Source organism: Duganella levis, assembly GCF_009857605.1.
GTDB lineage: Bacteria > Pseudomonadota > Gammaproteobacteria > Burkholderiales > Burkholderiaceae_D > Rugamonas > Rugamonas levis.
Map to the genome: position 1 here is coordinate 54,931 of NZ_WWCT01000011.1, position 26,362 is coordinate 81,292.

26 protein-coding genes are annotated in these 26,362 nt (G+C 60.0%); 2 read left to right on the forward strand and 24 right to left on the reverse strand.

The genetic code is table 11. The annotated features are described in order from the left end of the window. The first annotated feature begins 40 nt into the window (after positions 1–40). Positions 41–856, forward strand: coding sequence for an AraC family transcriptional regulator (locus GTP69_RS14805; protein ID WP_161055590.1), 816 nt, complete (start codon positions 41–43; stop codon positions 854–856). A 53-nt stretch (positions 857–909) separates the two neighbouring features. Here the strand turns inward: GTP69_RS14805 and GTP69_RS14810 are convergent, their stop codons facing one another. From GTP69_RS14810 to GTP69_RS14895, 18 genes are all read right to left on the reverse strand, one after another. Next, complete coding sequence (locus GTP69_RS14810) at positions 910–2,355, reverse strand: CsgG/HfaB family protein (RefSeq protein ID WP_161055591.1); 1,446 nt, start codon at positions 2,353–2,355, stop codon at positions 910–912. A 71-nt stretch (positions 2,356–2,426) separates the two neighbouring features. Further along, complete coding sequence (locus GTP69_RS14815; protein ID WP_161055592.1) at positions 2,427–3,044, reverse strand: hypothetical protein; 618 nt, start codon at positions 3,042–3,044, stop codon at positions 2,427–2,429. Positions 3,045–3,132: 88 nt separating this feature from the next. After that, positions 3,133–4,257: a hypothetical protein gene (locus GTP69_RS14820; protein WP_161055593.1), complete on the reverse strand. Its 1,125-nt coding sequence runs from the start codon at positions 4,255–4,257 to the stop codon at positions 3,133–3,135. Continuing rightward, the gene (locus GTP69_RS14825) at positions 4,257–5,444 is read right to left on the reverse strand and encodes a hypothetical protein (protein WP_161055594.1); all 1,188 of its coding nucleotides are present in this window, start codon (positions 5,442–5,444) and stop codon (positions 4,257–4,259) included. The genes GTP69_RS14820 and GTP69_RS14825 overlap by 1 nt, the downstream gene beginning before the upstream one ends. 210 nt (positions 5,445–5,654) lie before the next feature. Then, positions 5,655–6,077, reverse strand: coding sequence for a F0F1 ATP synthase subunit epsilon (locus GTP69_RS14830; RefSeq protein WP_110846061.1), 423 nt, complete (start codon positions 6,075–6,077; stop codon positions 5,655–5,657). Between the two features lie 58 nt (positions 6,078–6,135). Beyond that, positions 6,136–7,536 (reverse strand): F0F1 ATP synthase subunit beta, encoded by a 1,401-nt coding sequence (gene atpD / locus GTP69_RS14835; protein ID WP_161055595.1) that lies wholly within the window; start codon positions 7,534–7,536, stop codon positions 6,136–6,138. 30 nt (positions 7,537–7,566) lie between these two features. Next, entirely contained in the window at positions 7,567–8,442 is an 876-nt protein-coding gene (atpG, locus tag GTP69_RS14840; protein ID WP_161055596.1) for a F0F1 ATP synthase subunit gamma, read from the reverse strand. Positions 8,443–8,494: 52 nt separating this feature from the next. Then, on the reverse strand, positions 8,495–10,036 hold the full coding sequence (atpA, locus tag GTP69_RS14845) for a F0F1 ATP synthase subunit alpha (protein WP_161055597.1): 1,542 nt from the start codon (positions 10,034–10,036) through the stop codon (positions 8,495–8,497). Positions 10,037–10,111: 75 nt separating this feature from the next. Continuing rightward, positions 10,112–10,657: a F0F1 ATP synthase subunit delta gene (locus GTP69_RS14850; protein ID WP_161055598.1), complete on the reverse strand. Its 546-nt coding sequence runs from the start codon at positions 10,655–10,657 to the stop codon at positions 10,112–10,114. A gap of 2 nt (positions 10,658–10,659) precedes the next feature. Then, on the reverse strand, positions 10,660–11,130 hold the full coding sequence (locus GTP69_RS14855; RefSeq protein ID WP_161055599.1) for a F0F1 ATP synthase subunit B: 471 nt from the start codon (positions 11,128–11,130) through the stop codon (positions 10,660–10,662). Positions 11,131–11,172: 42 nt separating this feature from the next. Next, on the reverse strand, positions 11,173–11,451 hold the full coding sequence (atpE, locus tag GTP69_RS14860; protein WP_072782978.1) for a F0F1 ATP synthase subunit C: 279 nt from the start codon (positions 11,449–11,451) through the stop codon (positions 11,173–11,175). A 59-nt stretch (positions 11,452–11,510) separates the two neighbouring features. Beyond that, entirely contained in the window at positions 11,511–12,305 is a 795-nt protein-coding gene (gene atpB / locus GTP69_RS14865; RefSeq protein ID WP_161055600.1) for a F0F1 ATP synthase subunit A, read from the reverse strand. A 22-nt stretch (positions 12,306–12,327) separates the two neighbouring features. Next, on the reverse strand, positions 12,328–12,693 hold the full coding sequence (locus tag GTP69_RS14870) for an ATP synthase subunit I (RefSeq protein ID WP_371867943.1): 366 nt from the start codon (positions 12,691–12,693) through the stop codon (positions 12,328–12,330). Between the two features lie 224 nt (positions 12,694–12,917). Beyond that, positions 12,918–13,787: a ParB/RepB/Spo0J family partition protein gene (locus tag GTP69_RS14875; protein ID WP_110846053.1), complete on the reverse strand. Its 870-nt coding sequence runs from the start codon at positions 13,785–13,787 to the stop codon at positions 12,918–12,920. Between the two features lie 19 nt (positions 13,788–13,806). After that, complete coding sequence (locus GTP69_RS14880; protein WP_161055601.1) at positions 13,807–14,577, reverse strand: ParA family protein; 771 nt, start codon at positions 14,575–14,577, stop codon at positions 13,807–13,809. A gap of 101 nt (positions 14,578–14,678) precedes the next feature. Beyond that, positions 14,679–15,341 carry a 16S rRNA (guanine(527)-N(7))-methyltransferase RsmG gene (gene rsmG, locus GTP69_RS14885; RefSeq protein WP_161055602.1) on the reverse strand — a complete coding sequence of 221 codons (663 nt, stop codon included), beginning with the start codon at positions 15,339–15,341 and terminating at the stop codon, positions 14,679–14,681. After that, on the reverse strand, positions 15,341–17,266 hold the full coding sequence (gene mnmG / locus GTP69_RS14890; RefSeq protein WP_161055603.1) for a tRNA uridine-5-carboxymethylaminomethyl(34) synthesis enzyme MnmG: 1,926 nt from the start codon (positions 17,264–17,266) through the stop codon (positions 15,341–15,343). The genes rsmG and mnmG overlap by 1 nt, the downstream gene beginning before the upstream one ends. A gap of 180 nt (positions 17,267–17,446) precedes the next feature. After that, positions 17,447–18,211, reverse strand: coding sequence for a sulfite exporter TauE/SafE family protein (locus GTP69_RS14895; RefSeq protein ID WP_161055604.1), 765 nt, complete (start codon positions 18,209–18,211; stop codon positions 17,447–17,449). Between the two features lie 122 nt (positions 18,212–18,333). Here GTP69_RS14895 and GTP69_RS14900 point away from each other — a divergent pair, with 122 nt between their 5' ends. After that, positions 18,334–19,500 (forward strand): iron-containing alcohol dehydrogenase, encoded by a 1,167-nt coding sequence (locus GTP69_RS14900; protein WP_161055605.1) that lies wholly within the window; start codon positions 18,334–18,336, stop codon positions 19,498–19,500. Positions 19,501–19,580: 80 nt separating this feature from the next. Here GTP69_RS14900 and GTP69_RS14905 read toward each other — a convergent pair whose 3' ends face one another. The 6 genes from GTP69_RS14905 to GTP69_RS14930 are packed head-to-tail and all read right to left on the reverse strand — an operon-like array spanning position 19,581 to position 26,282. Further along, positions 19,581–21,644, reverse strand: coding sequence for a 3-hydroxybutyrate oligomer hydrolase family protein (locus GTP69_RS14905; protein WP_161055606.1), 2,064 nt, complete (start codon positions 21,642–21,644; stop codon positions 19,581–19,583). Positions 21,645–21,651: 7 nt separating this feature from the next. Next, the gene (locus tag GTP69_RS14910) at positions 21,652–22,626 is read right to left on the reverse strand and encodes a branched-chain amino acid ABC transporter permease (RefSeq protein WP_110846046.1); all 975 of its coding nucleotides are present in this window, start codon (positions 22,624–22,626) and stop codon (positions 21,652–21,654) included. Then, a complete protein-coding gene (locus tag GTP69_RS14915) occupies positions 22,626–23,510 on the reverse strand; it encodes a branched-chain amino acid ABC transporter permease (protein ID WP_161055607.1) in 885 nt (294 codons plus the stop codon). The genes GTP69_RS14910 and GTP69_RS14915 overlap by 1 nt, the downstream gene beginning before the upstream one ends. A gap of 57 nt (positions 23,511–23,567) precedes the next feature. Beyond that, positions 23,568–24,776: an ABC transporter substrate-binding protein gene (locus tag GTP69_RS14920; protein WP_161055608.1), complete on the reverse strand. Its 1,209-nt coding sequence runs from the start codon at positions 24,774–24,776 to the stop codon at positions 23,568–23,570. Between the two features lie 28 nt (positions 24,777–24,804). Then, entirely contained in the window at positions 24,805–25,512 is a 708-nt protein-coding gene (locus tag GTP69_RS14925; protein ID WP_161055609.1) for an ABC transporter ATP-binding protein, read from the reverse strand. Then, positions 25,512–26,282 (reverse strand): ABC transporter ATP-binding protein, encoded by a 771-nt coding sequence (locus tag GTP69_RS14930; RefSeq protein WP_161055610.1) that lies wholly within the window; start codon positions 26,280–26,282, stop codon positions 25,512–25,514. Before GTP69_RS14930 ends, GTP69_RS14925 begins: the two co-directional genes overlap by 1 nt. Positions 26,283–26,362: the final 80 nt, after the last annotated feature.

A 26,362-nucleotide genomic window follows, 5' to 3' on the forward strand; every position in this document is an offset into this window, starting at 1 on the left:
TCTTGCTAAGATGGGGGTCTTGTAAAAACGCGAACGCAATATGACAACGCTGCAAAGTGTACCGCGTCCGACCCGCGGTGTGGTGAATCCGGCGGCCGGCGAAAAAGTTTTCCGGCTGGAGCGCTACCTGCCGGACGCCGAGCTGGCGCCGTTTGTCGAACACTTCTGGCTGGTGGCGTGGACGCTGCCGGACGGCGTGACGCACGTGCAGCGCACCCTTCCCCGCCACGCCATCCACCTGGTGTTTGACGAGGGCCGCACGGCGATCTTCGGCGTGATGACGGGATCGTTTGAATACACGCTGCAAGGCAGCGGCCGGGTGTTGGGCATCAGCTTCCGGCCCGGCGCGTTTCGCGCCTTCCTGCAAGCCGAGGTGCAGTCGATCACCGATCGCCAGCTGCCGTTGTCCGCCGTGTTTGCGTGCGACGACGCGCAGACCGAGCGCAGCGTGCTGGATGCGGCCGACGATGCTGGCATGGTCGCCGCCGCCAGCGCCTTCCTGCGCCGGGCGCTGCCGGCGCCGGACCCGGTGGTGGAGCGCATCGCCGCCATCCTGCAGGTGATCGATGGCAATGCCGACATCACGCAAGTGCAGCAGCTGGCCGATCATACTGGGCTCAGCGTGCGCAAGCTGCAGCTGCTGTTCAAGGACTACATTGGCGCCAGCCCCAAGTGGATCATCCGCCGCAAGCGCCTGCTGGACGCCGCCGACCTGCTGGCCCAGGGCAGCGCCATCAGCCTGGCCGAGCTAGCCCAGCAACTGGGCTATTACGACCAGGCGCATTTCACCACGGATTTCGAAAAACTGGTCGGCAAGCCGCCTTCCGACTACCGCCTCAGCTGCAACGCCAGCTGAGGTCGGAGTGCATGCCGCTTTGACATAAACCCCGCCGTATTCGACGGGGTAACTTACCAGTCCTCTTTTTTCGGCTCGCCACTGGTCGCTGGTGCGGCTTTGGCGGCGGCCTTGCGCTCGGCCTTTGGCTTTTCGGCCGCCGATGCTGTCGTTGCAGTAGCGCCCTCATCCTTGGCTGGCGCCGGTTTGGCCGTGACTGCTTCACGCAATTGCAAGGCGCCCGGCACTACCCCGTCCAGCTTGGCGGTAACGTTTTCCAGGGTGCCGTACGACAGCTTCGGCGTCACGCGATTGATGACCACTTCGCAGCAGACGGATTCCATATTACCCAGCGATTGACCGGTCTGCGGATCTTTGATCTCCTTGCCCTGCAAGTAGATCTTGTAGCGCGCGCCTTCCACCACCGAACTGCCACCCTGACTCAACACGACAGCCATACCGTCACGTTGCACCACGCTGATCGGGAAAGTCTGCAGCAGAATGGCCTCCGATGCACGCTTCACGATCTCGCCCTGCATAGTGCGCAAGGTCGCGCCTTCATCGATGCCTTGACTCAAAGTCGTCGGCGCAACCGATGGCGCCGTTCCCTGCAGCGTCGCCGATTGCACAATCTGGCGCGTGGCCAGGTTGATCATGCGCTGCGATACCGACCAGCCACCGGAATAGCTGACCAGCTCGCGGTCCGACGTCTGCAACTTGCGTGCATGCTTCTCGTAGCTCAGGTTGTTCACCACGCCCATCCACACCAGGTCCGCGCTCAGCGCCTGGCCCAGCTTGGCGAAATCGGTATTCACCGTCTGGCCGGAGCTGATCATGTCCAGTTCGTTTTGCAGCTCTCCCTCGAATTGGCGGTCCAGCACCGTGAAGCGGCCGCTTTGCGACAGCGAGTCGATGATCTGCTGGCGCAGGCCATTCAGCACTTCGGCCGCCGGTACATTGCGGCCGCCGATGTCGAAGCTGCTGCGGTCGGAACGCAGCGGCGCCACCACGATCTTGATCTTGCCGCTATCGGCCGGCGCCTTGAACTTGGCGATCTTGGCGGCGATATCCACCATGTACAGCCCGCCCTTGCCGGCTGGCGCCGTTACCTTGACCACCTTGAAGGACGATACCAGGCCCTTCGACTGCGTCACGATCTGCTCGGCAAAATGGCTGCCTTGCACGGTGGCCGTGGCCTTCAGGCTGTCGCTGCCCTCGGAGGTCTCGACGTCCAGGTTGGCAGTCACCTGCGAAAAGGTATTCAGGTTGGCCGAACTGGCGTTGACCTTGGTACCGTTGACTTGCATGATCGCCGTCTTCAGCGCATCGTTGATCGCCGCACCCGGCGTCATGCCGCTGCCGCTGGCGCTGACGTCCACCTGCTCGACCTGGCCCACGTCCGGCTGCTGGGTCAGGTTGGGACCGGCCGCCGGCGTTTCCTTGACCGGCGCTGCTTCTTCTTTTTTGCCGCATGCCACCAGACCCAGGCACAACAGGCTCACCATCGCTAATTTTTTCATCGGCAGTATGCTTTCTCAAAACAAAAAAAAAGGAGCAAGACGCAAGCGCCTTGCTCCCGTCTGGCCTGCGCTTACAGCAGCGCAGTGGCGTCGTTGGCTTCTTTCGGTACCGGGATATTATTGGCTTTGGCAAAGTCGATGGCCATTTTCAGCGTATGGCCCAGACCCTTGATCGAATCCGGCAGGCCTTTGGCGACATACAGCGCGGAACCAGCCGCATTGCCGATCGACGACATGCCCGGCTTGAAGCCGGAGACGTCCTTGCTCATGCCGACGTACTGCACCATGCCTTTGCCCAAGTCGATCAGACCGTCCGCAAACTGCTTCTTGCTGGCGGCGTCCATCTCGATTTTCTTGCCTGCCAGTTTTTCTTCCAGCGCCTTGCTGCTGGCGGTCTGCACGGCAGCGGCCTCTTCCAACGAGTTCTTGGTGGCGCCTTCAGTCAAATTTTTCGCTTGCACCGAAGCTTTTTCCGCTTCATCTTTCAGACCGACCGCCGCCAACATGTTGGCATCGGCGCGCATCACGCTCTGGGTGCCGCCAACATACTTGGCGACGATCTGCTCCGCGGTCACACTGCCGCCGCCGCCGGTCAGACTTTTGGCAAAGCCGCCCAGTTGAGCCGATGCAATACCGGATACCAATACCAGAGCAACGCCAGCGATGGCTTTGACGTAAGAACTTTTCATAAACGAGTGCCTTTTCTTTAATCAGGAATAATGTCGATCAAACGAGCGGGTAACGTATCGACGGTCGGCGACCCGTAACAGTAAGTAGTTAGTGAATGCCGCTGGCGTTCAGACGGCTGACGATTTCCTTGGCGGCCAGCAGCGAGGCATCTTTGAGCGCCTTGGTCGTGGCAATAGCGTTGTCCGGCGCCACGGCGAAATATTGCACCGGCGGTACTGAGGCCACCTCGCGCGGCAGCGCGCCGCTGACATCGAGCACGCGACCGGTCACGGTGACCGCCACGCGCTGCAGGCCGCTGGCGGGATCTTGCGTCGCCACGCCAACGTCAAAGGTCGCCACCACGAACAGCGGCACGCCAGCCTTGCGCAGCGATAACACCAGCGCGCGCATGGTCGACGGCGTCAGGTCGCTGCCCTTGGAAAAGTCGGCGTTGACCGACTTCATGTCGCCATCGGCCAGCACGAAATCGGGATCGGCGACCTGGAAGCCCGATTGCGAGAACACGCTGGTCACCGCCGTCTTGTGACTGGCCATCGACAACATGCGGTACGAGGTTTCATCCGACTTGCGGTTGGTGCTGCCGCCGGTCTCCACATTGATGCTCTGGTTGACCGAGACCTTGCTGGTCTTCTGCTTCGATGCGGTGGTGGCGATGTTATTGCCCTGGATATTTTCACCTTCACTACCGCGCGTGGTGCCGCTGGCTTTGACATCGCTGTCGAGCTTCATCTCGGCGCGTTTGACCACGCGGTCATCGAACGATTTGACGGCTGCCACCTCGCGCCCCAGGAACACGTACACCATCGGCGAATTGCCGGCGGGTCCCGCCTGACCCGCCTTGCTGGCGCCACGCAACGCGATGCGCAACTTGGTCACGTTCAATTCGGTACGCACCGCCACCGAATATTTGCGCATGCCAGGCTGGTCCTGTTCGTTGAGCACCGTGGTGCTCATGATGAACTTGTCGAGGTTTTCTTCGATCTTAGGCTGGATGGCGTCGAAGTTTTCCGCTTCGGCTTCGCCCGCTTCAGCAAAATAGCGTTCGATCGACGCCACTTGCGCGGCGCGGTAGGCGCGGTCCTTGTCGGCCTGGCTGACGATGGTGGCATAGCTGACCGTGCCCACGCCCTTGGCGTTGACTACTTGTGCCAGCGAAGGCAAGGCGGTGACCGACAACAGCGCGGTAACCAGCAACAGCAGAATTTTTTTCATTATTTGGTAGCCTTCAAAATTGCACGGGATGCTTCAACTTGCTTGGTAATGTCCTTGGCGGCAGCCGCAGTGGTGATCCATTTCAGGTCGCCCTGGCCAAGTGTGTCGGAAAACTTCAGGAACAAGCCGCGCAGTGCCGCTTCATATGCGGGAAAATCGTCCAGGTCGAGCTGGTTGGCGGGCACCACTTTGACCTCGCCGTTTTTCAGATCGGAATGCACGAAGTCGGTATTCAGCGCCGGTTCGAAGAAGCGGATATTGCCGTACACGCCATAGACATAGGACGCGCCGACATTGTTTTCGCCGGTCTTGATTTTGGCGAACTTGTTCAGCGCGACATCGAACAGGTAGTCGCCTTCGCCGACCTTCAAGTCCAGCGCATCGCCGTTATCGAGACGGAACGACATGGAACCAAGGGCCTGACCCATGCCGGTCGGCAGCAACGACACGCCCAGGCGCGCCGTCAGGATGGAACCGAAGGCGTCCGACACCATCTGTCCGGCCAGCTCCGGGTTGCCGCGTATGGCGGCCGGCATCACGCTCATCGCTTCCGGCGTCAGCTTGGCGCGGCGCACCTGGATCGTCTTGGTGCCGGGCGCCGGCAGGCTGGCCGCCGCCAGGCGGCGGGTGAATTGTGTCAGCAGGCCGCCGTTGTCGGTCCGCACCAGCAAGTCCTTGACATAGGCCTCGATCATGGACGGCGTCGGCGGCTGGGCGGTGGCGTCGAAGATCACCACGCTGACCGGGTAGCTGCGCACCACGCTCTTGCTCTTGTAGTCGAAGATCAGGGTGTCGGCGCGCAGGCTGACAAAGGTCTTGTAGTAGTTGCCGATATGTTCGGTAGAGACGGTTTCGCCGGTCAGCAGCAGCACCGCCATCAGCGCCTGGTCGGCGCCTTTCAGGTTGACCAGCGTGTCACGCGGTGCGTACTCCAGTGATGGGTGATCGGCGGCGTAAGCGCGATCGATGGCGATGCGCGACAGCGACTGCGCCGGATCGGCGGCCTTCATGGCGCGTTCGATGCGGGCGGCGTTGGGGAAGCGTTCGGCCACGGTGGCGTAGTCGCCGGCAAAGGAAAAGCCGGCAAAGGTGATGGTTTGCGCCAGCACGGAAGCGGACATCAGCGCGGTGAACGAAACCAGGAAGGCCAGGCAGGCACGATAGACAACGACACGGCGATGGGACAAGAAGACTCTCCGAAATGCAGCTCTGCAGCAAGAAAATTTCAGAATAGTCAAAATTTCCAGCAGACACTAATTATTTTCGGCAATTATTGCATATCGACATGCTTATAAAACTAACCAATTGTCACGAGGTGGCGTCACGTCCAGGTATAAAAAAAGGCAGCCGAGGCTGCCTTTTTTGCTGATGTTACTGATACTGCTGGGTTGCGTTGCTTAGTGCTTCGCGCGCAGTTTGGCGATGGCTGCCAGCTGGCCGATGGCCGCTGCCAGTTCGGCTTGCGCTTTCGCGTAGTCGATGCCGGAGCTGTTGTTGGCCAGCGTTTCTTCGGCGCGTTTCTTGGCGGCCGATGCTTTGGCTTCGTCCAGATCCTTGCCGCGAATCGCGGTATCCGCCAGCACCGTCACCGCGCCAGGCTGCACTTCCAGCAGGCCGCCGGCGACGAAGACGAATTCTTCTTCAGCCTGGCCTGGAACCTGGATGCGCACCGCGCCCGGACGGATGCGGGTAATCAGCGGCGTGTGCTTCGGGTAGATACCCAGCTCGCCCTGCTCACCCGGCAACGCGACGAATTCGGCTTCGCCAGAGTAGATCAACTCCTCTGCCGAAACCACGTCAACGTGAATAGTGTTTGCCATGTGTGTCCTATCGGGTAGAACGCCCCCGCTTTACAGCGGAGGCGAACAACTCAAACAATTAGTTGAGTTTCTTGGCTTTTTCGATGGCTTCTTCGATCGTGCCAACCATGTAGAACGCTTGCTCTGGCAGGTGATCGAGTTCGCCCGACGCGATCATTTTGAAGCCCTTGATCGTGTCTTTCAGCGAAACGTATTTACCCGGCGCGCCGGTAAACACTTCAGCAACGTGGAACGGCTGCGACAGGAAACGCTGCATCTTACGTGCGCGCGAGACCAGCAGTTTGTCTTCCGGCGCCAGTTCGTCCATACCCAGAATCGCGATGATGTCACGCAGTTCTTTGTAGCGCTGCAGGGTACCCTGCACGGCGCGGGCGGTGTCGTAGTGGTCCTGGCCAACAACCAGCGGATCCAACTGACGCGAGGTCGAATCCAGTGGGTCCACCGCAGGGTAGATACCCAGCGAGGCGATGTCACGCGACAGCACCACGGTCGAATCCAGGTGACCGAAGGTGGTCGCTGGCGACGGGTCGGTCAAGTCATCCGCTGGAACGTACACGGCCTGGATCGAGGTGATCGAACCGGTTTTGGTCGAGGTGATGCGCTCTTGCAGACGGCCCATCTCTTCGGCCAGGGTAGGCTGGTAACCCACTGCGGAAGGCATACGGCCCAGCAGTGCGGATACTTCGGTACCGGCCAGGGTGAAGCGGTAGATGTTGTCGACGAAGAACAGAACGTCCTTGCCTTCATCACGGAACGCTTCCGCCATGGTCAGACCGGTCAGCGCGACGCGCAGACGGTTGCCTGGTGGTTCATTCATCTGACCGTAGACCATCGCGACTTTGGAGTTCTCTGGGTTTTCCAGATCGACCACTTTCGCATCGGCCATCTCGTGGTAGAAGTCGTTACCTTCGCGGGTACGCTCGCCCACGCCAGCAAACACGGACAGACCCGAGTGTGCTTTAGCGATGTTGTTGATCAGTTCCATCATGTTCACGGTCTTGCCGACGCCGGCGCCACCGAACAGACCGACCTTACCGCCTTTGGCGAACGGGCAGACCAGGTCAATCACTTTAATACCGGTTTCCAGCAGGTCCTGCGATGGCGACAGTTCGTCGTAGGCAGGAGGAGCGCGGTGGATCGAGGCGATCTGGTCGTGCGCGACCGGGCCGCATTCGTCGATCGGGTTACCCAGCACGTCCATGATGCGACCCAGGGTCGCTTTACCCACTGGCACCATGATTGGTTTGCCGGTGTTCTGGATTTGCATGCCGCGACGCAGACCATCCGACGTACCCAGTGCAATGGTACGCACGATGCCGTCACCCAGTTGTTGTTGTACTTCCAGCGTCAGCTCGGAGCCTTCCATCTTCAAGGCATCAAATACCTTGGGCATTGCGTTGCGTGGAAACTCAACGTCAACCACCGCGCCGATACACTGAACGATTTTGCCATCAGCCATGTTCGTTCCTTCAAATATAGTTAAATTCGTTTAAACCGCTGCCGCACCGGCGACGATTTCGGAGAGTTCTTTGGTAATTGCAGCCTGGCGGGTCTTGTTGTAGATCAGCTTCAATTCGCCGATCACGCTACCCGCGTTGTCGCTGGCCGCCTTCATCGCCACCATCCGCGCCGATTGCTCGGACGCCAGGTTTTCCGCCACCGACTGGTACACCAGCGCTTCTACATAGCGCTCCAGCAGTTCGTCGATCACAGTTGCTGCATCCGGCTCGTAGATGTAATCCCAGTTGTGATTACCTTCGTCAGCCTGCTTGGTTGCAGCCGGCAGGGGCAGCAGTTGCTGGACCACCGGTTCCTGTTTCATCGTGTTGATGAACTTGGTGTAGCACAGGTAAACCGCATCGACCTCGCCATTCTGGAATTTCTCCAGCATGACTTTTACCGGGCCGATCAGTTTTTCCAGGTGCGGGGTGTCGCCGATCTGGGTGACTTGCGCAACCACCGGCACGCCGACGCGATTCAGGAAACCCAAACCTTTATTACCAATCGCCACTGCAGCAATCTTGTTGCCAGCGGCTTCCAGCTCACGCGATTTGTTCGTCACCAGACGCAGGATATTGGTGTTCATGCCGCCGCACAGACCTTTGTCGGTCGTGACCACGATGAAACCAATCGCCTTCGCCGTTTCCTTGGCTTCATCGGCCAGGAACGGGTGCGTGTACTCTGGGTTTGCGTTGGCCAGATTTGCAGCGATGTTACGAACTTTCTCACTGTAGGGACGGGCGGCGCGCATACGATCCTGCGCTTTGCGCATTTTCGATGCGGCAACCATTTCCATCGCCTTGGTGATCTTCTTCGTATTTTCTACGCTTTTGATCTTGCCACGTATCTCTTTGCCTACTGCCATGAGTCCTTACTCCTTCTGCGCTGAAGGCGCTCCCGGGGGAGCGCCAAGCACCTTAAAATGCGCCGGATTTCTTGAAGTCGGCAATGGCGGCCGACAGCGTTGCTTCGCCGTCTTTGTCCAGTTGCTTCGACGATTCAATCTTCGACAGCAGGTCAGCTTGTTTGGTCTTCAGGTACGCATGCAGGCCGGCTTCGAACGACAGCACTTTCTTGACTTCGACATCATCCAGGTAGCCCTTGTTCACTGCGAACAGCGAAGCGGCCATCAGGGAGATCGACAGTGGCGAGTACTGTTTCTGTTTCAGCAGTTCGGTCACGCGGGCACCGCGGTCCAGCTGCTTACGGGTCGACTCATCCAGGTCCGAAGCGAACTGCGCGAACGCAGCCAGTTCACGGTACTGGGCCAAGTCGGTACGGATACCGCCCGACAGGTTTTTGATGACCTTGGTCTGAGCAGCACCACCGACGCGCGACACCGAGATACCGGCGTTAATCGCAGGACGGATACCGGCGTTGAACAGCGAGGTTTCCAGGAAGATCTGGCCGTCGGTAATCGAAATCACGTTGGTTGGCACGAAGGCCGACACGTCACCCGCCTGGGTTTCGATAATTGGCAGCGCGGTCAGCGAACCGGTTTTGCCTTTGACTTCACCGTTGGTGAAGGCTTCGACGTAGTCGGCGTTGACGCGGGCTGCGCGTTCCAGCAGACGGCTGTGCAGGTAGAACACGTCGCCTGGGTAGGCTTCGCGGCCTGGTGGACGGCGCAGCAGCAGCGAGATCTGACGGTAAGCAACAGCTTGCTTCGACAGGTCATCGTAGACGATCAGCGCATCTTCACCGCGGTCGCGGAAGTATTCGCCCATGGTGCAACCCGAGTAGGCCGAAATGTACTGCATGGCAGCCGATTCCGATGCCGAAGCGGCCACCACGATGGTGTACTCCAGCGCGCCGTGCTCTTCCAGCGAGCGCACGATGTTCTTGATGGTCGAGGCTTTTTGACCGATGGCGACGTAGATACACGTCATGCCCTGGCCTTTTTGGTTGATGATCGCATCCACCGCCACAGCCGATTTACCGGTCTGGCGGTCACCAATGATCAGCTCGCGCTGGCCACGGCCGATTGGTACCATCGCATCGATCGATTTCAGGCCGGTCTGCATTGGCTGCGAGACGGACTCGCGGGCGATCACGCCTGGTGCAATCTTTTCGATTGGCGAGGTCAGCTTGGCGCCAACGGCGCCTTTGCCGTCGATCGGCTGGCCCAGGGCGTTGACCACGCGGCCACGCAGTTCCGGACCGACTGGCACTTCCAGAATACGGCCGGTGGTTTTGACGGTGTCGCCTTCCGAGATGTGCTCGTAAGCACCCAGGATCACGGAACCGACCGAATCACGTTCCAGATTCATGGCCAGGCCGAAGGTGTTGCCTGGGAATTCCAGCATCTCGCCTTGCATCACGTCCGACAGGCCGTGGATACGGACGATACCGTCGGCGACGGAAATAACCGTGCCTTGGTTACGTACTTCAGCGCCACCATCAAGGCCTTCGATACGGCTCTTGATCAGCTCGCTGATTTCAGATGGGTTGAGTTGCATACTAACTCCTAAAAGTGTTTCTCTCAGCTTGCGCGAGATGAAGAATCTGTTCTAAGCCGGCCGCCGAGGGTTAACTCAAGCGACCAGTGCAACACGCATTTGCTGCAGCTTGGCGCGCACCGAAGTGTCCAGCACTTCGTCACCGACCACCACGCGTACACCGCCGATCAGGGCTGGGTCCACGGTCACGACCGGGTTCAGCTTGCGGCTGAATTTCTTTTCCAGCGTTGCGATCAGCGTGCTCACTTGCGCGGCGTCCAGTTCGAAGGCGCTGGTGATCTCGGCGTCTGCGGCGCCTTCCGCGGCGTTTTTCAACGCCAGGAATTGCGTGCCGATTTCCGGCAGCAGACTGATACGGCCATTTTCCACCAGCATCGTCAGGAAGTTACTGGCTTCCGTGTTGACCGGGGTTTTCACCAGGGCCTTGAAGGCGGCGACGATATCGCTGTCCGACGCTTTCGGGTTGCGGGCGAATGCTTGCACCTCGGGGTGGGATGCGATCTGGGCCAGTTCGGCCACCAGTTCGGCCCACGCCGCGAGGTTGAACGATTCCTTACCTGCTTGGGCTACGCGGAACAAAGCTTCCGCGTAGGGACGGGCGACGGTTGCGTTTTCTGCCATGATTACAGCTCGACAGCCAGGCGCGACAACAGATCGGCGTGAGCCGAGGCGTTGACTTCGCGCTTGAGGATTTGCTCGGCGCCCTTCACAGCCAGGTCAGCCACCTGAGCGCGCAGCGCTTCGCGCGCCTTGGCCAGTTGCTGCTCGGCTTCAGCCTTGGCTTGCGCAATGATGCGGTCCGCTTCAGCTTGTGCATTCGCTTTGATTTCTTCGGCTACCAGTTGCGCGCGCTTTTCAGCGTCGGCAACGCGTTGCGAAGCTTCTTCGCGTGCACCGGTCAGCGCTTCAGCAGCGCGTTTTTCCGCGACCACCATTGCTTGCTGACCTTGGTCGGCAGCGGCCAGACCATCAGCGATACGCTTGGCACGCTCATCCAACGCTGCATTCAGCGATGGAAATACGAACTTCATCGACACCCAGACCAGCACCGCGAAGGTGATCATCTGACCGATGAGAGACATATTGATGTCCATACCTTTGCTCCTAACTAAAAGTTTCTCCTAGGGTGGAGCAGATTACTGAGCGACGGTTTGCAGAGCGGCCAGGAATGGGTTGCTGAAGGTGTACAGCAGAGCAACACCAACGCCGATCATCGAGATCGCATCCAGCAGACCAGCGATAACGAACAGCTTGGTTTGCAGTTGTGGCATCAGTTCTGGTTGACGGGCCGACGCTTCCAGGAATTTACCGCCCAGAATGGCGAAACCCAGAGCGGTACCGATAGCGGCCAGGCCGATGATGATAGCGGCTGCCAGAACGGTCATGCTTTGTACTTGTGCGATCAGAGCTTGCATTGAAATTTCTCCTAAGATTTAAAAAAGACTACAGATACTAAAAAGTTAAAAACGAAAATTTAGTGCTTCTCAACCGCAATGGCCAGATACACAACCGTCAGCGCCATGAACACAAACGCTTGCAGGGTCACCACCAGAATGTGGAAGATCACCCACGGACCACCGAGCAGCCACTGTGCCCACCATGGCAGCAGAGCGATCAGAATGAACAGCAGTTCGCCGGCATACATATTGCCGAACAAACGCAGCGACAGCGACAGTGGCTTGGCCAGCAACTCGATCAACTGGAAGGCCAGGTTGACCGGCGCCAGCACCACGGCCATGAAGCCATGTGCGTGGAACGGCGCGGTCAGCAGCTCTTTACCCCAGCCGCCGAGGCCCTTGGATTTGATCGAGAAACCAATAATGCACAGCATGACGCCGAACGACATGCCGAAGGTGTGGTTGACGTCGGCGGTAGGCACGACGCGCAGCTTGTGGACGCCGACGAACGACAGCAGCTTAGGCAGCAGGTCGACCGGCAGGAAGTCCATGGCGTTCATCAGCCAAACCCAGCAGAAGATGGTGATCGCCAGCGGGGCGATGACCTTGCTCTTGGCGTGGAAGGCCGAGTTGACCACTTCGTTGACCAGTTCCATCACGGCCTCGACGAAGTTTTGCAGCTTGCCCGGCACCCCGGCGGTGGCGCGGCGGCCAGCCATGTAGAACACCCCCAGGAAAACCAGACCCAGAATGGCCGAAACCCAGAACGTGTCCAGGTTAAACGTGCCATCGGCCGATTTCAGGTGGCTCAAGTGGTGCTGAATGTACTCAATATTGGTGGGCGCTTCGTGCCCTACGTGTTCAGTGGTCATAAAAAATATAAGATTTTGGTGATTAAATTGCGAGCAATGCCAGCCAGTAAGCGAAAGTTGACACCGCGAAACCCAAGATCAGCCATAACCATGAGGCCGACTGAAACAACGCTAGCGCGACAATAAACAGCACTACCGTGATAAAAATCTTTGTCACTTCGGCGCGCACATGCGCGCGGAAGGCTTTTTTGGCGTCATTTGTTCCGCCCGCAACAATCATCGCGTACATCAGACTCCCGATGACTGCGATTGCTCCGCCATAGGCGGCCGACCAAGCTTTGTGTACGCCACCTATATTCCAGGTGAGCAAGGCGAATCCAGTGGCGATAGCCAACTGGAGGGCGACGACTCGGAACACCGGCTTGGAAATGCTCGTCGAATTACTCACTGCGAGCCTCCTTAAAAACCGATTAAACCCCAAAGACGCGTGATTATATGTGTCTTTCATGTATCGCGTCAAACATGCTGCACCGCAGCAGAGCATTTAGTGCACGAATGAGACGCTTTTAGAAACATTTCCGCTGTCATTGCACCAAGTTAGAACTCCGGGGTCAGGTCCGGCACTTGGACATGAGCTCGTGTCCAAGTGCCGGACCTGACCCCGGAGTGGACTTAGGCGCGCAGGCGGGCCAGCACGCCGTCGAGGATGTCGAGATCGGCAAAGTCGATGATCATCTGGCCGCGGCCTTTGGCGCCCATCTTGAAGACCACCGGCGTGGCCAGCTTGTCGGACAGCTCTTCTTCCAGGCGCGAGATGTCGCCGGACTTTTCCTTGACGCGCGCTTCTTTTGGCGAAGCTTGCAGTTCTTCCAAGGTTTTGGACACCAGTTTCTCGGTTTCGCGCACCGATAACCTTTTGGCAACCACCATGTTGGCAAGGTTGATCTGGGTGGCAGCATCGACCGACAACAGCGCGCGCGCATGGCCCATGTCGATATCGCCGGCCATCAGCATGGTTTGCACCGGCGACGCCAGGTTCATCAGGCGCAGCAGGTTGGACACCGCGCTGCGCGAGCGGCCGACCGCCGTGGCCGCCTGCTCGTGGGTGAAGCTGAAGTCGGTGATCAGGCGGTGGATGCCCTGCGCCTCTTCCAGCGGATTCAGATCCTCGCGCTGCATGTTCTCGATCAGCGCCATCGCGGCGGCGGCCTGGTCGTCGACATCGCGCACCAAGACCGGCAGCATGTCCAGTCCGGCCAGCTGGGCGGCGCGGAAGCGGCGCTCGCCGGCGATGATCTCGTATTTGTCCTTGCCAACCGGACGCACCAGGATAGGCTGCATGATGCCCTGGGTTTTGATCGAGGCGGCCAGCTCCTGCAGGCCACCTTCGTCCATGCGGGTACGCGGCTGATATTTACCAGCCTGCATTTTGCTCACTGGCAGTTCGGACGGCGTGTTGGCGTCCGCCGTGGTCAAGTCGCTATCGCCGCCAAGCAGCGCGTCCAGGCCGCGACCCAGGCCTTTGAATTTTTTAGTTGCCATGTATGTGCCTACCTATGCCTTACATTTTCTTGATGCGCTTGACCATCTCGGCGCCGAAGGCGATATACGCCTGCGCACCCTTGGAGGTCGGATCGAAGGTGACGCCCGGTACGCCGTAAGACGGCGCTTCCGCCAGACGCACGTTGCGCGGGATGATGGTCTTGAAGACTTTGTCGCCGAAGTGCTGCTCCAGCTGCGCCGACACCTGCTGCGACAGCGTCATGCGCGGATCGAACATCACGCGCAGCAGGCCGATGATCTTCAGGTCCGGGTTCAGATTGGCGTGCACCTTCTTGATGGTGTTGACCAGGTCGGACAGCCCTTCCAGCGCGTAGTACTCGCACTGCATCGGGATGATCACGCCGTGCGCGGCGCACAGGCCGTTCAGCGTCAGCATCGACAGCGCCGGCGGGCAGTCGATCAGAATGAAATCGTACTCCTTATCCACAGCCGCCAGCGCTTCCTTCAGGCGGCGTTCGCGGTTGTCCAGTTCCACCATCTCGACTTCGGCGCCGGCCAGCTCGCGGTTGGACGGCAGCACGTCGAAGTGGCCCGGCTCCGAACGCTGGCGCGCGGTGGCCACGTCGGCGGTGCCGAGCAACACTTCATACGTCGATGAAGGCAGGCCCGCCTTGTTGATGCCGGCGCCCATGGTGGCATTGCCCTGCGGGTCTAGGTCGACCAGCAATACGCGCTGATCCAGTTTTGCCAAACCGGCGGCCAGATTGACTGTGGTGGTGGTCTTGCCTACGCCGCCCTTTTGATTTGCTACGCAAAAAATTTTTGCCATGTATTTCTTATGTGTGTTGTTGCTTTGATTTATACGGTATAAACGATATAAACGATTTATACTATTTATATGATATAAACCATTTATACCGTATAAACCGTTTACTCTGTTTCTGCGTTTTCATCAGCCTGGATGAATACCAGGTGGCGTTCTGCGTCCAGCCCCGGCACGGCCAAAGGCTCCAGTTTCTGCACTTTCCATGGTGCTGGCAGTCGCTCTCGCTCCTCTGCCGGCGCCGTGCCTTTCAAGGCGATGAATTGGCCGCCCTCCGCCAGCAGGTGCCCGGACCAGTTGACGAAGTCCGACAGGTCTGCGAAGGCCCTGGAGGTAATGACGTCGAACTTGGTCTTCACTTCCAGTTCCTGCACCTTCTTGGTGTACACCGTTACATTGCCCAGTTCCAGCTCCGCCTTCACCTGATTGAGGAAGGCGGTCTTCTTGTGCACCGTGTCGATCATCGACACTTTCATGTCCGGACGGCTGATCGCCAGCACCATGCCCGGCAAGCCGCCCCCTGCCCCAACGTCCAGCACGTTGGCGGCGCCGGCAAAGGCCGATACCGCCGTCAGCGAGTCCAGCAGGTGCAGCTTGACCATTTCCATGGGGTCGCGCACCGAGGTCAGGTTGTAGACCGAATTCCACTTGTTCAGCAGGGCCAGGTAGTCCAGCAGCTTTTCTACCTGTTCCTCGCTCAGCTGCAAGGGCAGCTGTTTGATGCCTTGTTTCAAAACATCCGCTACTACGTTGCGGTCAAACACCTTCATTAAGCTGCCTCTTCTTTATTCAAAAAACCGCCGAAACCGGCCTTCTTCAGGTGCACCAGCAGTAGCGAAATCGCCGCCGGCGTCACACCGGAAATACGCGATGCCTGACCCAGCGTTTCCGGACGCTGCGCGTGCAACTTCTGGCGCACTTCCACCGACAGCGCGGTGATGTCCAGGTAGCTGAAACCTTCCGGCAATTTCAGGTTTTCGTAGTGCTCGTGGCGCTCGACTTCCTTGGTCTGGCGGTCGATATAGCCCGAATATTTAAGCTGGATTTCGATCTGTTCCTTGACTGCTGCATCGGTCTCGCCCGGACCTGCGAGCTCGCGGCCATCGATGCCTTTGAGCGTCATCAGCGTGTCGTAGGCAACGCCCGGACGGCGCAGCAAATCGGCCAGCGAATACTCGCGCTCGATGGCCTGGCCAATCACGCGCTCGGACTCAGCCGCTTCCAGGATGCGCGGGTTCACCCACGTGGAGCGCAGCCGCTCCAGTTCGCGGCCAACCGACTCGCGCTTGCGGTCGAAGGCTTCCCACTGCGCATCGCCGATCACGCCCAGCTTGCGGCCGATTTCGGTCAGGCGCATGTCCGCGTTGTCTTCGCGCAGACTCAGGCGATACTCGGCACGGCTGGTGAACATGCGGTACGGCTCCATCACGCCTTGCGTAACGAGGTCGTCCACCATCACACCCAGATAGGCTTCCGAACGGGCTGGCGTCCAGGCTTCACGGCCCTGGGTTTGCAGCGCGGCGTTGACGCCAGCCAGCAGCCCTTGCGCCGCCGCCTCTTCGTAACCGGTGGTGCCGTTGATCTGGCCGGCGAAGAACAGGCCGTTGATGGCCTTGGTTTCCAGCGACGCTTTCAGGCCGCGCGGGTCGAAATAATCGTACTCAATAGCATAGCCAGGACGCAAGATATGGGCGTTTTCCAGGCCTTTCATCGAGCGCACCAGCGCGATCTGCACGTCGAACGGCAGGCTGGTTGAGATGCCGTTTGGATAGAATTCGTGCGTGGTCAGGCCTTCCGGCTCCAGGAAAATCTGGTGCGATTCCTTGGAGGCGAAGCGGTGAATCTTGTCTTCGATCGACGGGCAATAACGCGGGCCGACGCCTTCGATCACGCCGGTGTACATCGGGCTACGGTCCAGACCGCCACGGATGATGTCGTGGGTTTGCTGGTTGGTGTGCGTGATCCAGCACGGCATTTGCTCAGGGTGCATGGCAGCATTGCCCATCACCGAGAACACCGGTACTGGATCGAGGTCGCCTGGCTGCTCGGTCATCTGCGTGAAGTCGATGCTGCGGCCGTCGATGCGCGGCGGCGTGCCGGTCTTCAGGCGGCCTTGCGGCAGCTTCAGTTCTTTCAGCCGCGCGGACAGCGACACGGCTGGCGGATCGCCGGCACGGCCACCCGAATAGCTGTTGAGGCCAACGTGGATCTTACCGTCGAGGAAAGTGCCGGCGGTCAGCACCACGGCTGGCGCCAGGAACTTCAGGCCGATCTGGGTAACGGCGCCGACCACGCGGTCGCCTTCCACGATCAGGTCGTCCACCGCCTGCTGGAACAGCCACAGGTTAGGTTGGTTTTCCAGGCGCTCACGAATGGCGGCCTTGTACAGGATGCGGTCGGCTTGCGCGCGCGTGGCGCGTACGGCCGGACCTTTGGAGGAATTCAAGATGCGGAACTGGATACCCGATTCATCGGTAGCGATCGCCATGGCGCCGCCCAGCGCATCGACTTCTTTGACCAGATGGCCTTTGCCGATACCGCCGATGGAGGGATTGCACGACATCTGACCCAGCGTCTCAATGTTGTGGGTGAGCAGCAGCGTCTTCTGGCCCATGCGGGCAGAAGCGAGTGCAGCTTCGGTACCGGCATGACCACCGCCGACAACGATGACGTCGAATTTCGTAGGAAATAGCATGGTGGAGAATTTAAAGCGAAGGGGATCAAGGTCAGATTATAGAGTTTTTTTGGTGCTGCGACTTTTTTAGGCAAAAATATTGTTGGCTGTGTTCCACGTGAAACAATAAAAAAAGGGCACTTGGTGAGTTGCCAAGTGCCCTTTTTCTATTGTTTCACGTGGAACAGTGTCACCAAGGTATCACCACCGCAGCCATGCGTCGTAACCAGTTTTGACAATCAGCACCGATACCACCACCAGGAACAGCTTGCGGACGAAGCCGCTGCCGTGCTTCATCGCCATGCGCGAACCGATCAGGGAACCGGCAATCTGGCACACGGCCATGGTCAAGCCCAGTTGCCAGATCAGGTGGCCGGCGTAGCCGAACCACACCAGGCCGGCGAAGTTGCACGCCACATTAACCACCTTGGCTACCGCGGACGCACCCAGGAAGTCGAAGCCGAACACGCGCACGAACAGGAACACCAGGAAGCTGCCGGTGCCCGGACCGAAGAAGCCATCATAGAAACCAATGGCGGCGCCGACCACCAGCGCCAACGACTGTTCCTTGGCGCCCGAGTGGATTGGTGCGTGCACGCTGCCGAAGTCTTTCTTGGCGAAGGTGTAGATCGCCACCAGCACCAGTACCACCGGCAGCGCGGTGCGCATGAAGTCAGCCGAGACATGGGTAACGGTGTAGGCGCCGAAGAAGGCAAACACCAGCGCCGCCATCGCGGCCGGCGTCGCTACCGACCAGGCAATCGCCACCCGGCGCGCATAGCTGACCGCCGCCACGCTGGTGCCAAAGATGCTGGCCAGCTTGTTGGTGCCGATCAGCGTGGCCGGCGCCATGTTGGGGAACACCGTGAACATGGTCGGCAGCTGGATCAGCCCGCCTCCCCCAACCACCGCATCGACCAGTCCTGCGCCAAACGCAGCAATACCTAACACCCAGAAGTCCACCATGATCCCGCCATCCGTAACGTGCAAAGGCTCTATTGTACGGAAGAAATCTGCGCCAGCTTATGCGCATGCGGCATGGCTTGGAGTAAGCTAGACGACGAATTCACTACTGAACGGACGCCGTCATGACTGATTTCCCTGCCTTTTCTTTCAGCACCGTGGCCCATATCGTTTCCGAGTTGGGCGCCGCTGCGCGCCTCGGCGAGCACATCGCCCAGCGCTTTCCCGACGCCCGGCGCGCGCTGCTGGTCACCGATCCGGGCTTCCTGAAGACCGGGCTGGTGGATGCACCGGCGGCCAGCTTACGGGCTGCTGGACTGGCGGTCGAGGTGTATTCCAAGGTGGTGGCGGACCCACCGGAGGTGGTGGTGCTGGAGGCTGTTGGCGCGGCACGGGCGTTCCGGGCTGACATCGTCATCGGCCTGGGTGGTGGCAGTTCGATGGACGTAGCCAAGCTGATTGCGGTGCTGACCGACAGCGAGCAGCCCATCGAGGCGATCTACGGCATCGGTAATGTGAAGGGAACACGGCTGCCGCTGGTGCAAATTCCCACCACCGCCGGCACCGGTTCGGAGGTGACCAACATCGCGATTGTGACGACCGGGGCTACCACAAAGATGGGCGTAGTCGCGCCGCAACTCTATGCCGATTTGGCATTGTTGGATGCGGAGCTGACACTGGGGCTGCCGCCGCAGGTAACTGCGGCCACCGGCATTGATGCCATGGTGCATGCCATCGAGGCATACACCACCCGGCATAAAAAGAATCCGCTGTCCGATGTGCTGGCGCGTAAGGCGCTGGGGCTGCTGTCTGCCAACCTGATTACGGCGTGCGAGGACGGCAAGAACCTGGCGGCGCGGCAGGCCATGTTGCTGGGAGCGATGCTGGCGGGGCAGGCGTTTTCCAACGCGCCGGTGGCGGCGGTGCACGCGCTGGCGTATCCGATCGGCGGGATATTCCACGTGCCACACGGGCTGTCGAATTCGCTGGTGCTGCCTCATGTGCTGCGCTTCAATGCGCCGGAGGCGGCCGGGCTATATGCGGAGCTGGCGGAGATTGTGGTGCCGGCGGCAAGCGGCTCGGCCGAGGCGAGGGCGGAGGCGCTGGCTGTTGCTATGCAACAAATCGCCACCGTGACGGGAATTGAGCGGACGTTGCAACAGGTCGGCATCAAAGAAACGGATCTGGATCGGCTGGCGGATGACGCCATGCTTCAGACCCGGTTACTCGGCAATAACCCCCGCCTCATGACGCGGGAGGATGCGCGCGCTATCTATGCATCGGCGCTGTAACATTTACCCCGCACGGCGAGCCGCAGGGGTCAGACCCCGTACGGGGTCTGACCCCGACCTACCGGGGTCGGCTGCGCCGCTCAATCAGGCACTGTAATTGTCGTGCCACTGATAGCGATCGAGTTCGCCGCCGTTGGGGTTGCGGCGAACGGCGGCACATTGGCGACGGTAATCGCGGTGGTGTTATCCGCCCGCGTCACCGTCCGCACCACCTGCGATGGCGGCAAGGCCGTCGCGCTGCTGCGCAAGTTGGCCAGCATCGCATCCAGCGCCCGGAACAGGTACACATGCAGCGGCACGATGTTCGCCGGCAGCGCATTGGCAAACGAATCGAAGTGATTGGCATTGGTCACCTCGATATAGCGCAGCTTGCTCGCACTGCCCTCCACCGACGCATTCAGTCCCACATACGCACGTGAAGCGAAGTTCACCGGTATCAGCGTATCGCTGCGTCCCTGCACGATGATGGCCGGCTTGCCCTTCAGATTGCCGCTGGCGGCCACCTCTGCCACACCAGCGCGCACGCGTGTACTCTGCGCCGCCAACGTCCCGCTCAGCGGCGCGCCGGTCACCGCATCCGTCCCCGTTGCCAGCGAACGCAAACACAGGAAGCCATCCAGCGACTGATCCGCAATCCCGCTCACCGGCGACACGCCAAAGTTATACGCCTTCGCACCGCCCACCGAATCCTCATACACCACGCTGCCGATGATTCCGTTCTGCGTGGCAAAACTGCTGGCCTTCTGCGCTGCAGTAAAAGCCACCGGCACGCCGCTCGCATCGGTCGGCGCAAATGTGAAACCGCAGACTTTATCCGTCACAGAAAATTTTCCGTAGGCGTAAGCGTAGGTCACCGCCACCAGGATGTTAGTACCCGCATGCGCCGCTTGCAGCACATCGGAATCCGGCAGCCAGCCATACGCCTTAAGCCGTGCCTTGGCGTCGGTCTGCTGCGCCGTCAGATCGGCGCCGCTCAACAGGCCGCGCGCCACCAGGGCCGTGCAGCGTCCCGGCGCCGCCGCTGTGGAGGCGATGCAGGGCTGGTACAGCGCGGCATAGGTCGAGTAATCGAACAGCGCCTTGCCCTGCCCCGTCACCGCCGCAGCGCCCTGCCGTACCGTGTAGCCGCTGCCGGACTTGGGCTGGATCTGCGGCTCGCTGGCGGCCACGCCGGTGATCAATCCCTTGCTGTCCTGCTCCGCCGCCAGCAACGCCGAGCCTGCCCCATTGGAAATGCTGGAGGCGATCGTGATCGTATTCTTCGGCGTCAGCATCACAACATGGCTGGTGTTATCCCGCGCCAGCGCGCCGTACTTTTCGTTGAGCACGTAGAAGGCAAACTCCACCGCCTGCAAGGTGAACTTGCCCCAGTCCTTTTCCGGATTCTGCTGCGAGTGCGCGTGCTTGAACGCCACGCGTCCCGGATACGCCGCCGCAAACGCCGCCCGCTCGGCATCCGTCAGCACCGGCGCGAAGCTGGCGTTCTTGCCGGCCGCAGCGCGTGTGGCGCGCACACCGTTCTGCAAGTTCACGCTGTCGTCGTCGAAGGTGTACAGGCCGGTGCCGCTGCCCTTGTCGGCATAGGCCACGGCGCAGTTGTTCTTCAGCCCCCACTCGCCCGAGCTGCCGATGGCGCCGTAGATGCCGCGCGAGCCACTCGATGTGCCGGTGACGATGCAGGGATTTTTCACATCGAACCCCACCGGCACCTGCACCATCAAGGTCACGTTCTGGTTGCCGCTGCCATCGTCGGCGTAGGCGATGTATTCGGCACCAGCGACCTTGCCCTCGCCGCCCACCACCACGCCCTTGGCGTCGACGTTGGGGCCGTACAGCGTGCCGTAGCCGCTATTGGCGGCGATATCCAGCACCGCCCGGTAATTGGCGTAGATGGCGTTACGGCGCAGTTCCGGGGCGGTGGGATTATTGGGGTCGGCATAGGCCGGCGTGGCGCCGGCCAATCCTGTCTTGCCGAGGCCAGCGGTCAGCAAATCGTCGCTGACGCCGTCGTAGTTGATGCTGCTGATGGCGCCGAGATAACTCGGCTTGGTGTTCAGGTCTTCGCGCTCATCGTGATGATGGTGCGAACCGCAGGCGGTGACTGCGATGCTGGCCAGCGCCAACACAATCGTTTTGCTTTGCATGGTTTCCTCACACTGGTTTCTTCTTTCCGGCCAGCGCAATGAACTCACCAATAATCCCGCGCCGGAACAACAGCACACAAATAATGAAGATCAGGCCAACCACCATGTTGACCGCTTCGCCGATGGTGTTAAACCACTCGATGCCGGTGACGTTGGCCAGCAGCGTGCCCCAGTCGCCCAGTTTGTTTTCCAGCATGACGATGATGATCGCGCCGAGCATCGGACCGGCCAGCGTCCCCATGCCGCCGACTAGCGTCATCAGGATAACCAAACCAGACATCGTCCAATGGACATCGGTCAAGGTTTCGAAGCCCAGCACCACCGTCTTGGTGGCGCCCGCCAGCCCCGCCAGCGCGGCCGACAGCACGAAGGCCAGCAGCTTGTACTTGTCGACGTCGTAGCCGAGCGAGATGGCGCGCGGCTCGTTTTCCTTGATCGCCTTCAACACCTGACCGAACGGCGAATGCACTGTGCGCAGGATCAGCGCAAACGCCAGCACGCAGATGCCTAGCACCACGAAGTAAAGGTTGGTGTCGTTGCCGAGGTCGAGCACGCCGAGGAATCGTCCACGTGGAACACCTTGCAGGCCATCCTCGCCGCCGGTGAACTCCCCTGCCCGCAGCGCGCCGAAATACACCATCTGCGCCAGCGCCAGCGTAATCATCGAGAAGTAGATGCCTTGGCGGCGGATCGCCAGCGCGCCCATCACCAGCCCGATCAGCGCGCCAGCCACGACGCCGGCCAGCAGGCCCAGCTCAAACGGCAGGCCCCAGTTCTTCAGCGCATTGCCGGCGACGTAGCCGGCGGCGCCGAAGAAAGCCGCGTGGCCGAACGACAGCAAACCGGTAAAGCCGATCAGCAGGTTGAAGGCGCAGGCAAACAGCGCAAAGCACAGCAGCTTGGACAGGAACACCGGGTAGCCGATAAACGGCGCCGCCACGGCGATCGCAAAGGCGATCAGGTAGCCGATTTTCTTGTTCATCATTTTTCCTTCCCGAACAAGCCGGCTGGACGCAGCAGCAATACCACCACCATCACCAGGAACACCACCGTGGATGAAAACTCCGGATAGAACACTTTGGTCAGGCCTTCGATAACACCCAGGCCAAGCCCGGTCAGGATCGAGCCCATGATCGACCCCATGCCGCCGATCACTACAACGGCGAATACGACGATAATCAGGTTCTGCCCCATCAGGGGCTGCACCTGGATGATTGGGGCCGCCAGAACGCCTGCAAAGCCCGCCAAAGCGACGCCGAAGCCGTAGGTCAGCGTCACCATCAGCGGCACGTTGATGCCGAACGCTTCCACCAGCTTGGGATTCTCGGTACCGGCGCGCAGGTAAGCACCCAGTTTGGTCTTCTCGATCACGAACCAGGTCGACAGGCACACCACCAGCGATGCCACCACCACCCAGCTGCGGTAATTCGGCATCGCCATGAAGCCGAGGTCAGTGGATCCGGCCAGCGCTTCCGGCACCTGGAACGGCTGGCCGGAGACGCCGTAGAACGAGCGGAACACGCCTTCCACCAGCAGCGTGATACCGAAGGTCAGCAGCAGGCCATACAGGTGGTCCAGCTGGTACAAATGACGCAGCATGGTCCTTTCGATGACGATGCCGAACACGCCCACCAGTAGCGGCGCCAGCACCAGCACCGCCCAGTAGTTGAGCCCGCAGTATTCAATGCCCATCCATGCCAGGAACGCGCCCATCATGTACAGCGCGCCGTGGGAAAAGTTAATCACATTGAGCAGGCCGAAGATGACAGCCAGGCCAAGCGACAGCATCGCGTAGAACGATCCGTTGACCAGGCCCAGCGACAGCTGGCTCATAATCACGGGCAAGGGACGGCCTAAAATTTCCATGGGAACCCTGAAAATAGTGGCTCCCGCGAGTGCGGGAGCGAAGGTGGATAACTCAGCTTATTTCCACAGGCTGCACTTGGTCTCCGCCTTGGTGGCGTACGCCTGGTCGCCCGGAATGGTGGCCACGACCTTGTAGTAATCCCATGGATACTTCGATTCCGCCGGCTTCTTCACTTCCATCAGGTACATATCGTGCACCATGCGGCCGTCCGGACGGATCACGCCGTTCTTGGTGAACATGTCGTTGATCTTGTTCGCCTTCAGGTAAGCCATCACCTTGTCCGAATCATCGGTGCCGACCGCCTTCACCGCTTTCAGGTAGTTGCCGGCGGCCGAGTAATCGGCGGCCTGCAGCATCGACGGCTCCTTCTTCATCTTGTCAAAGTAACGCTTGGACCAGGCGCGCGTTTCCGGATTCTGGTCCCAGTACCAGCCGTCGGTCAGGTACATGCCCTGCGTCAGGTTCAGGCCCAGCGAGTGCACGTCGTTAATGAAGATCAGCAGGCCGGCCAGCTTCATCTTCTTGGTGATGCCGAATTCGTTGGCCGCCTTGATGGAATTGATCGCATCGCCGCCGGCATTGGCCAGGCCGAGAATCTGCGCGCCCGACGACTGCGCCTGCAACAGGAAGGACGAGAAGTCCGACGCCGACAGCGGATGCTTGACCGAGCCCAGCACCTTGCCGCCGGCCGCCTTCACCACCTCGGACGTATCTTTTTCCAGCGACTGGCCGAAGGCATAGTCGGCGGTCATGAAATACCAGTTCTTGCCACCCTGCTTGACGATGGCGCCGCCGGTGCCGCGCGCCAGCGCGATGGTGTCGTAGGCGTAATGCACCGTGTACGGCGAGCACTCTTCGTTGGTCAAGCGGGCCGAGCCGGCACCGATCGAGATGAAGATTTTTTTCTTCTCGGCCGCCACCTTGGCCATGGCCAGGTTGGCGCCGGAATTGGTGCCGCCGATCAGCATATCGACGCCCTGCTGGTCGAACCACTCGCGCGCCTTGGAGGCGGCAATGTCGGCCTTGTTCTGGTGGTCGGCAGAAATGAATTCGATCTTCTTGCCGTTGATGTTGCCGCCCGCATCGGCAATTGCCATCTTGATGGCTTCAGCGCCGCCGGCGCCGTCGATGTCGGTGTACAGGCCGGACATGTCGGTGATAAGGCCGATCTTGATGGTGTCATTGGAAATCTGCGCCTGGGCGGAGAAGCATGCGATGGACGATACGCACGCGGCGGCTGCAAGGGTGATGGCTTTGATTTTCATTGTTCGTCTCCTACCGTGGTTGTTATTTTTAAACACCGAGAAGCTCGTTCAACACCGGCATCTTGGCGTTCAACTCCGATGCAACAAAGGTCTCCACAATCTGCCCATGTTCCATCACATAAAACCGGTCCGCCAGCGGTGCGGCAAACCGGAAATTCTGTTCCACCATCACGATCGTGTAGCCCTTGGATTTGAGCGTGGTAATCATGCGCGCCAGCCCCTGCACAATCACCGGCGCCAGGCCTTCCGAGATTTCATCCAGCAGCAGCAGGCGCGCGCCGGTGCGCAGGATGCGGGCGACGGCCAGCATCTGCTGCTCGCCGCCGGAAAGCCGCGTGCCCTGGCTGTGTTTGCGTTCCTCCAGATTGGGAAACATGGCATAGATTTCCGCCACCGACATGCCCTTGTCCGCGCCGTTCAACTGCGGCGGCAGCATCAGGTTTTCCTCGGTCGACAGCGACGAAAAAATGCCGCGCTCTTCCGGGCAATAGCCGATGCCGAGGTGGGCAATCTTATGCGTCTGCAAGCCGATCGCTTCCGCGCCGTTGACCTTGATCGAGCCTTTGCGCGCGCCGGTCAGGCCCATGATGGCGCGCAGCGTGGTGGTGCGGCCGGCGCCGTTACGGCCGAGCAGCGTCACCACCTCACCCGGCTGCACCGACATATTGACGTTGTGCAGGATGTGCGATTCGCCGTACCAGGCCTGCAGGTTGGCGATTTCCAGAGCGGCCGTCATCAGTGCGCTCCTTCCAGCACGGCGGCTTCCGTGCCCATGTAGGCTTCCATCACCTGCGCGTTGCTGGCCACCTCGGCATACGAGCCTTCCGCCAGCATGGCGCCGCGCTGCAATACCGAGATCTTGTCGCAGATGCCGGACACCACTTTCATATTGTGTTCGACCATCAAAATAGTGCGGCCGGCCGAGACTTTTTTGATCAGCTCGGTAACGCGGTGAACGTCTTCATGGCCCATGCCCTGCGTCGGCTCATCCAGCAGCATCAGCTCCGGTTCCATCGCCAGCGTAGTGGCGATTTCCAGCGCGCGCTTGCGGCCGTAAGGCATATCGACCGTGATGGTGTCGGCGAACTCGGTCAGATCGACTTCCGCCAGCAGCTGCATGGCGCGCTCGTTGAGCCGGTCCAGCGCCCGTTCGCTTTGCCAGAAAAAGAAGCTGGTGCCGAGCTGGCGCTGCAAGCCTATGCGGACATTCTGCAACACCGTCAGGTGCGGAAACACGGCGGAAATCTGGAACGAACGGATCACGCCCATGCGTGCGATCTGCGCCGGCCGGGCGGCCGTGATGTCATTGCCGTTGAACAGGATCTGGCCCGAGGTCGGCACCAGGAACTTGGTCAGCAAATTGAAGCATGTGGTTTTGCCTGCCCCGTTAGGGCCAATCAGCGCGTGGATGTGGCCGCGCTGGACCTTCAGATTGACGTCATTGACCGCAGTAAAACCCTTGAATTCCTTGGTCAAATGCTTTGTTTCCAAGATAACGTCGGACATCCTGTCTCCCTGTTATTCTTTTCAAAGTACCAATTTTTTCTAGATCATACACAGTAACAAATTAGCTAACAATACAGTAT

Bases quoted from the DNA above. Each gene is read 5' to 3' on its own strand.
- GTP69_RS14805 (WP_161055590.1), top strand. From the start codon at position 41: ATGACAACGCTGCAAAGTGTACCGCGTCCGACCCGCGGTGTGGTGAAT.
- GTP69_RS14810 (WP_161055591.1), bottom strand. From the start codon at position 2,355: ATGAAAAAATTAGCGATGGTGAGCCTGTTGTGCCTGGGTCTGGTGGCA.
- GTP69_RS14815 (WP_161055592.1), bottom strand. From the start codon at position 3,044: ATGAAAAGTTCTTACGTCAAAGCCATCGCTGGCGTTGCTCTGGTATTG.
- GTP69_RS14820 (WP_161055593.1), bottom strand. From the start codon at position 4,257: ATGAAAAAAATTCTGCTGTTGCTGGTTACCGCGCTGTTGTCGGTCACC.
- GTP69_RS14830 (WP_110846061.1), bottom strand. From the start codon at position 6,077: ATGGCAAACACTATTCACGTTGACGTGGTTTCGGCAGAGGAGTTGATC.
- atpD (WP_161055595.1), bottom strand. From the start codon at position 7,536: ATGGCTGATGGCAAAATCGTTCAGTGTATCGGCGCGGTGGTTGACGTT.
- atpG (WP_161055596.1), bottom strand. From the start codon at position 8,442: ATGGCAGTAGGCAAAGAGATACGTGGCAAGATCAAAAGCGTAGAAAAT.
- atpA (WP_161055597.1), bottom strand. From the start codon at position 10,036: ATGCAACTCAACCCATCTGAAATCAGCGAGCTGATCAAGAGCCGTATC.
- GTP69_RS14850 (WP_161055598.1), bottom strand. From the start codon at position 10,657: ATGGCAGAAAACGCAACCGTCGCCCGTCCCTACGCGGAAGCTTTGTTC.
- GTP69_RS14855 (WP_161055599.1), bottom strand. From the start codon at position 11,130: ATGGACATCAATATGTCTCTCATCGGTCAGATGATCACCTTCGCGGTG.
- atpE (WP_072782978.1), bottom strand. From the start codon at position 11,451: ATGCAAGCTCTGATCGCACAAGTACAAAGCATGACCGTTCTGGCAGCC.
- atpB (WP_161055600.1), bottom strand. From the start codon at position 12,305: ATGACCACTGAACACGTAGGGCACGAAGCGCCCACCAATATTGAGTAC.
- GTP69_RS14875 (WP_110846053.1), bottom strand. From the start codon at position 13,787: ATGGCAACTAAAAAATTCAAAGGCCTGGGTCGCGGCCTGGACGCGCTG.
- GTP69_RS14880 (WP_161055601.1), bottom strand. From the start codon at position 14,577: ATGGCAAAAATTTTTTGCGTAGCAAATCAAAAGGGCGGCGTAGGCAAG.
- rsmG (WP_161055602.1), bottom strand. From the start codon at position 15,341: ATGAAGGTGTTTGACCGCAACGTAGTAGCGGATGTTTTGAAACAAGGC.
- mnmG (WP_161055603.1), bottom strand. From the start codon at position 17,266: ATGCTATTTCCTACGAAATTCGACGTCATCGTTGTCGGCGGTGGTCAT.
- GTP69_RS14895 (WP_161055604.1), bottom strand. From the start codon at position 18,211: ATGGTGGACTTCTGGGTGTTAGGTATTGCTGCGTTTGGCGCAGGACTG.
- GTP69_RS14900 (WP_161055605.1), top strand. From the start codon at position 18,334: ATGACTGATTTCCCTGCCTTTTCTTTCAGCACCGTGGCCCATATCGTT.
- GTP69_RS14905 (WP_161055606.1), bottom strand. From the start codon at position 21,644: ATGCAAAGCAAAACGATTGTGTTGGCGCTGGCCAGCATCGCAGTCACC.
- GTP69_RS14910 (WP_110846046.1), bottom strand. From the start codon at position 22,626: ATGAACAAGAAAATCGGCTACCTGATCGCCTTTGCGATCGCCGTGGCG.
- GTP69_RS14915 (WP_161055607.1), bottom strand. From the start codon at position 23,510: ATGGAAATTTTAGGCCGTCCCTTGCCCGTGATTATGAGCCAGCTGTCG.
- GTP69_RS14920 (WP_161055608.1), bottom strand. From the start codon at position 24,776: ATGAAAATCAAAGCCATCACCCTTGCAGCCGCCGCGTGCGTATCGTCC.
- GTP69_RS14925 (WP_161055609.1), bottom strand. From the start codon at position 25,512: ATGACGGCCGCTCTGGAAATCGCCAACCTGCAGGCCTGGTACGGCGAA.
- GTP69_RS14930 (WP_161055610.1), bottom strand. From the start codon at position 26,282: ATGTCCGACGTTATCTTGGAAACAAAGCATTTGACCAAGGAATTCAAG.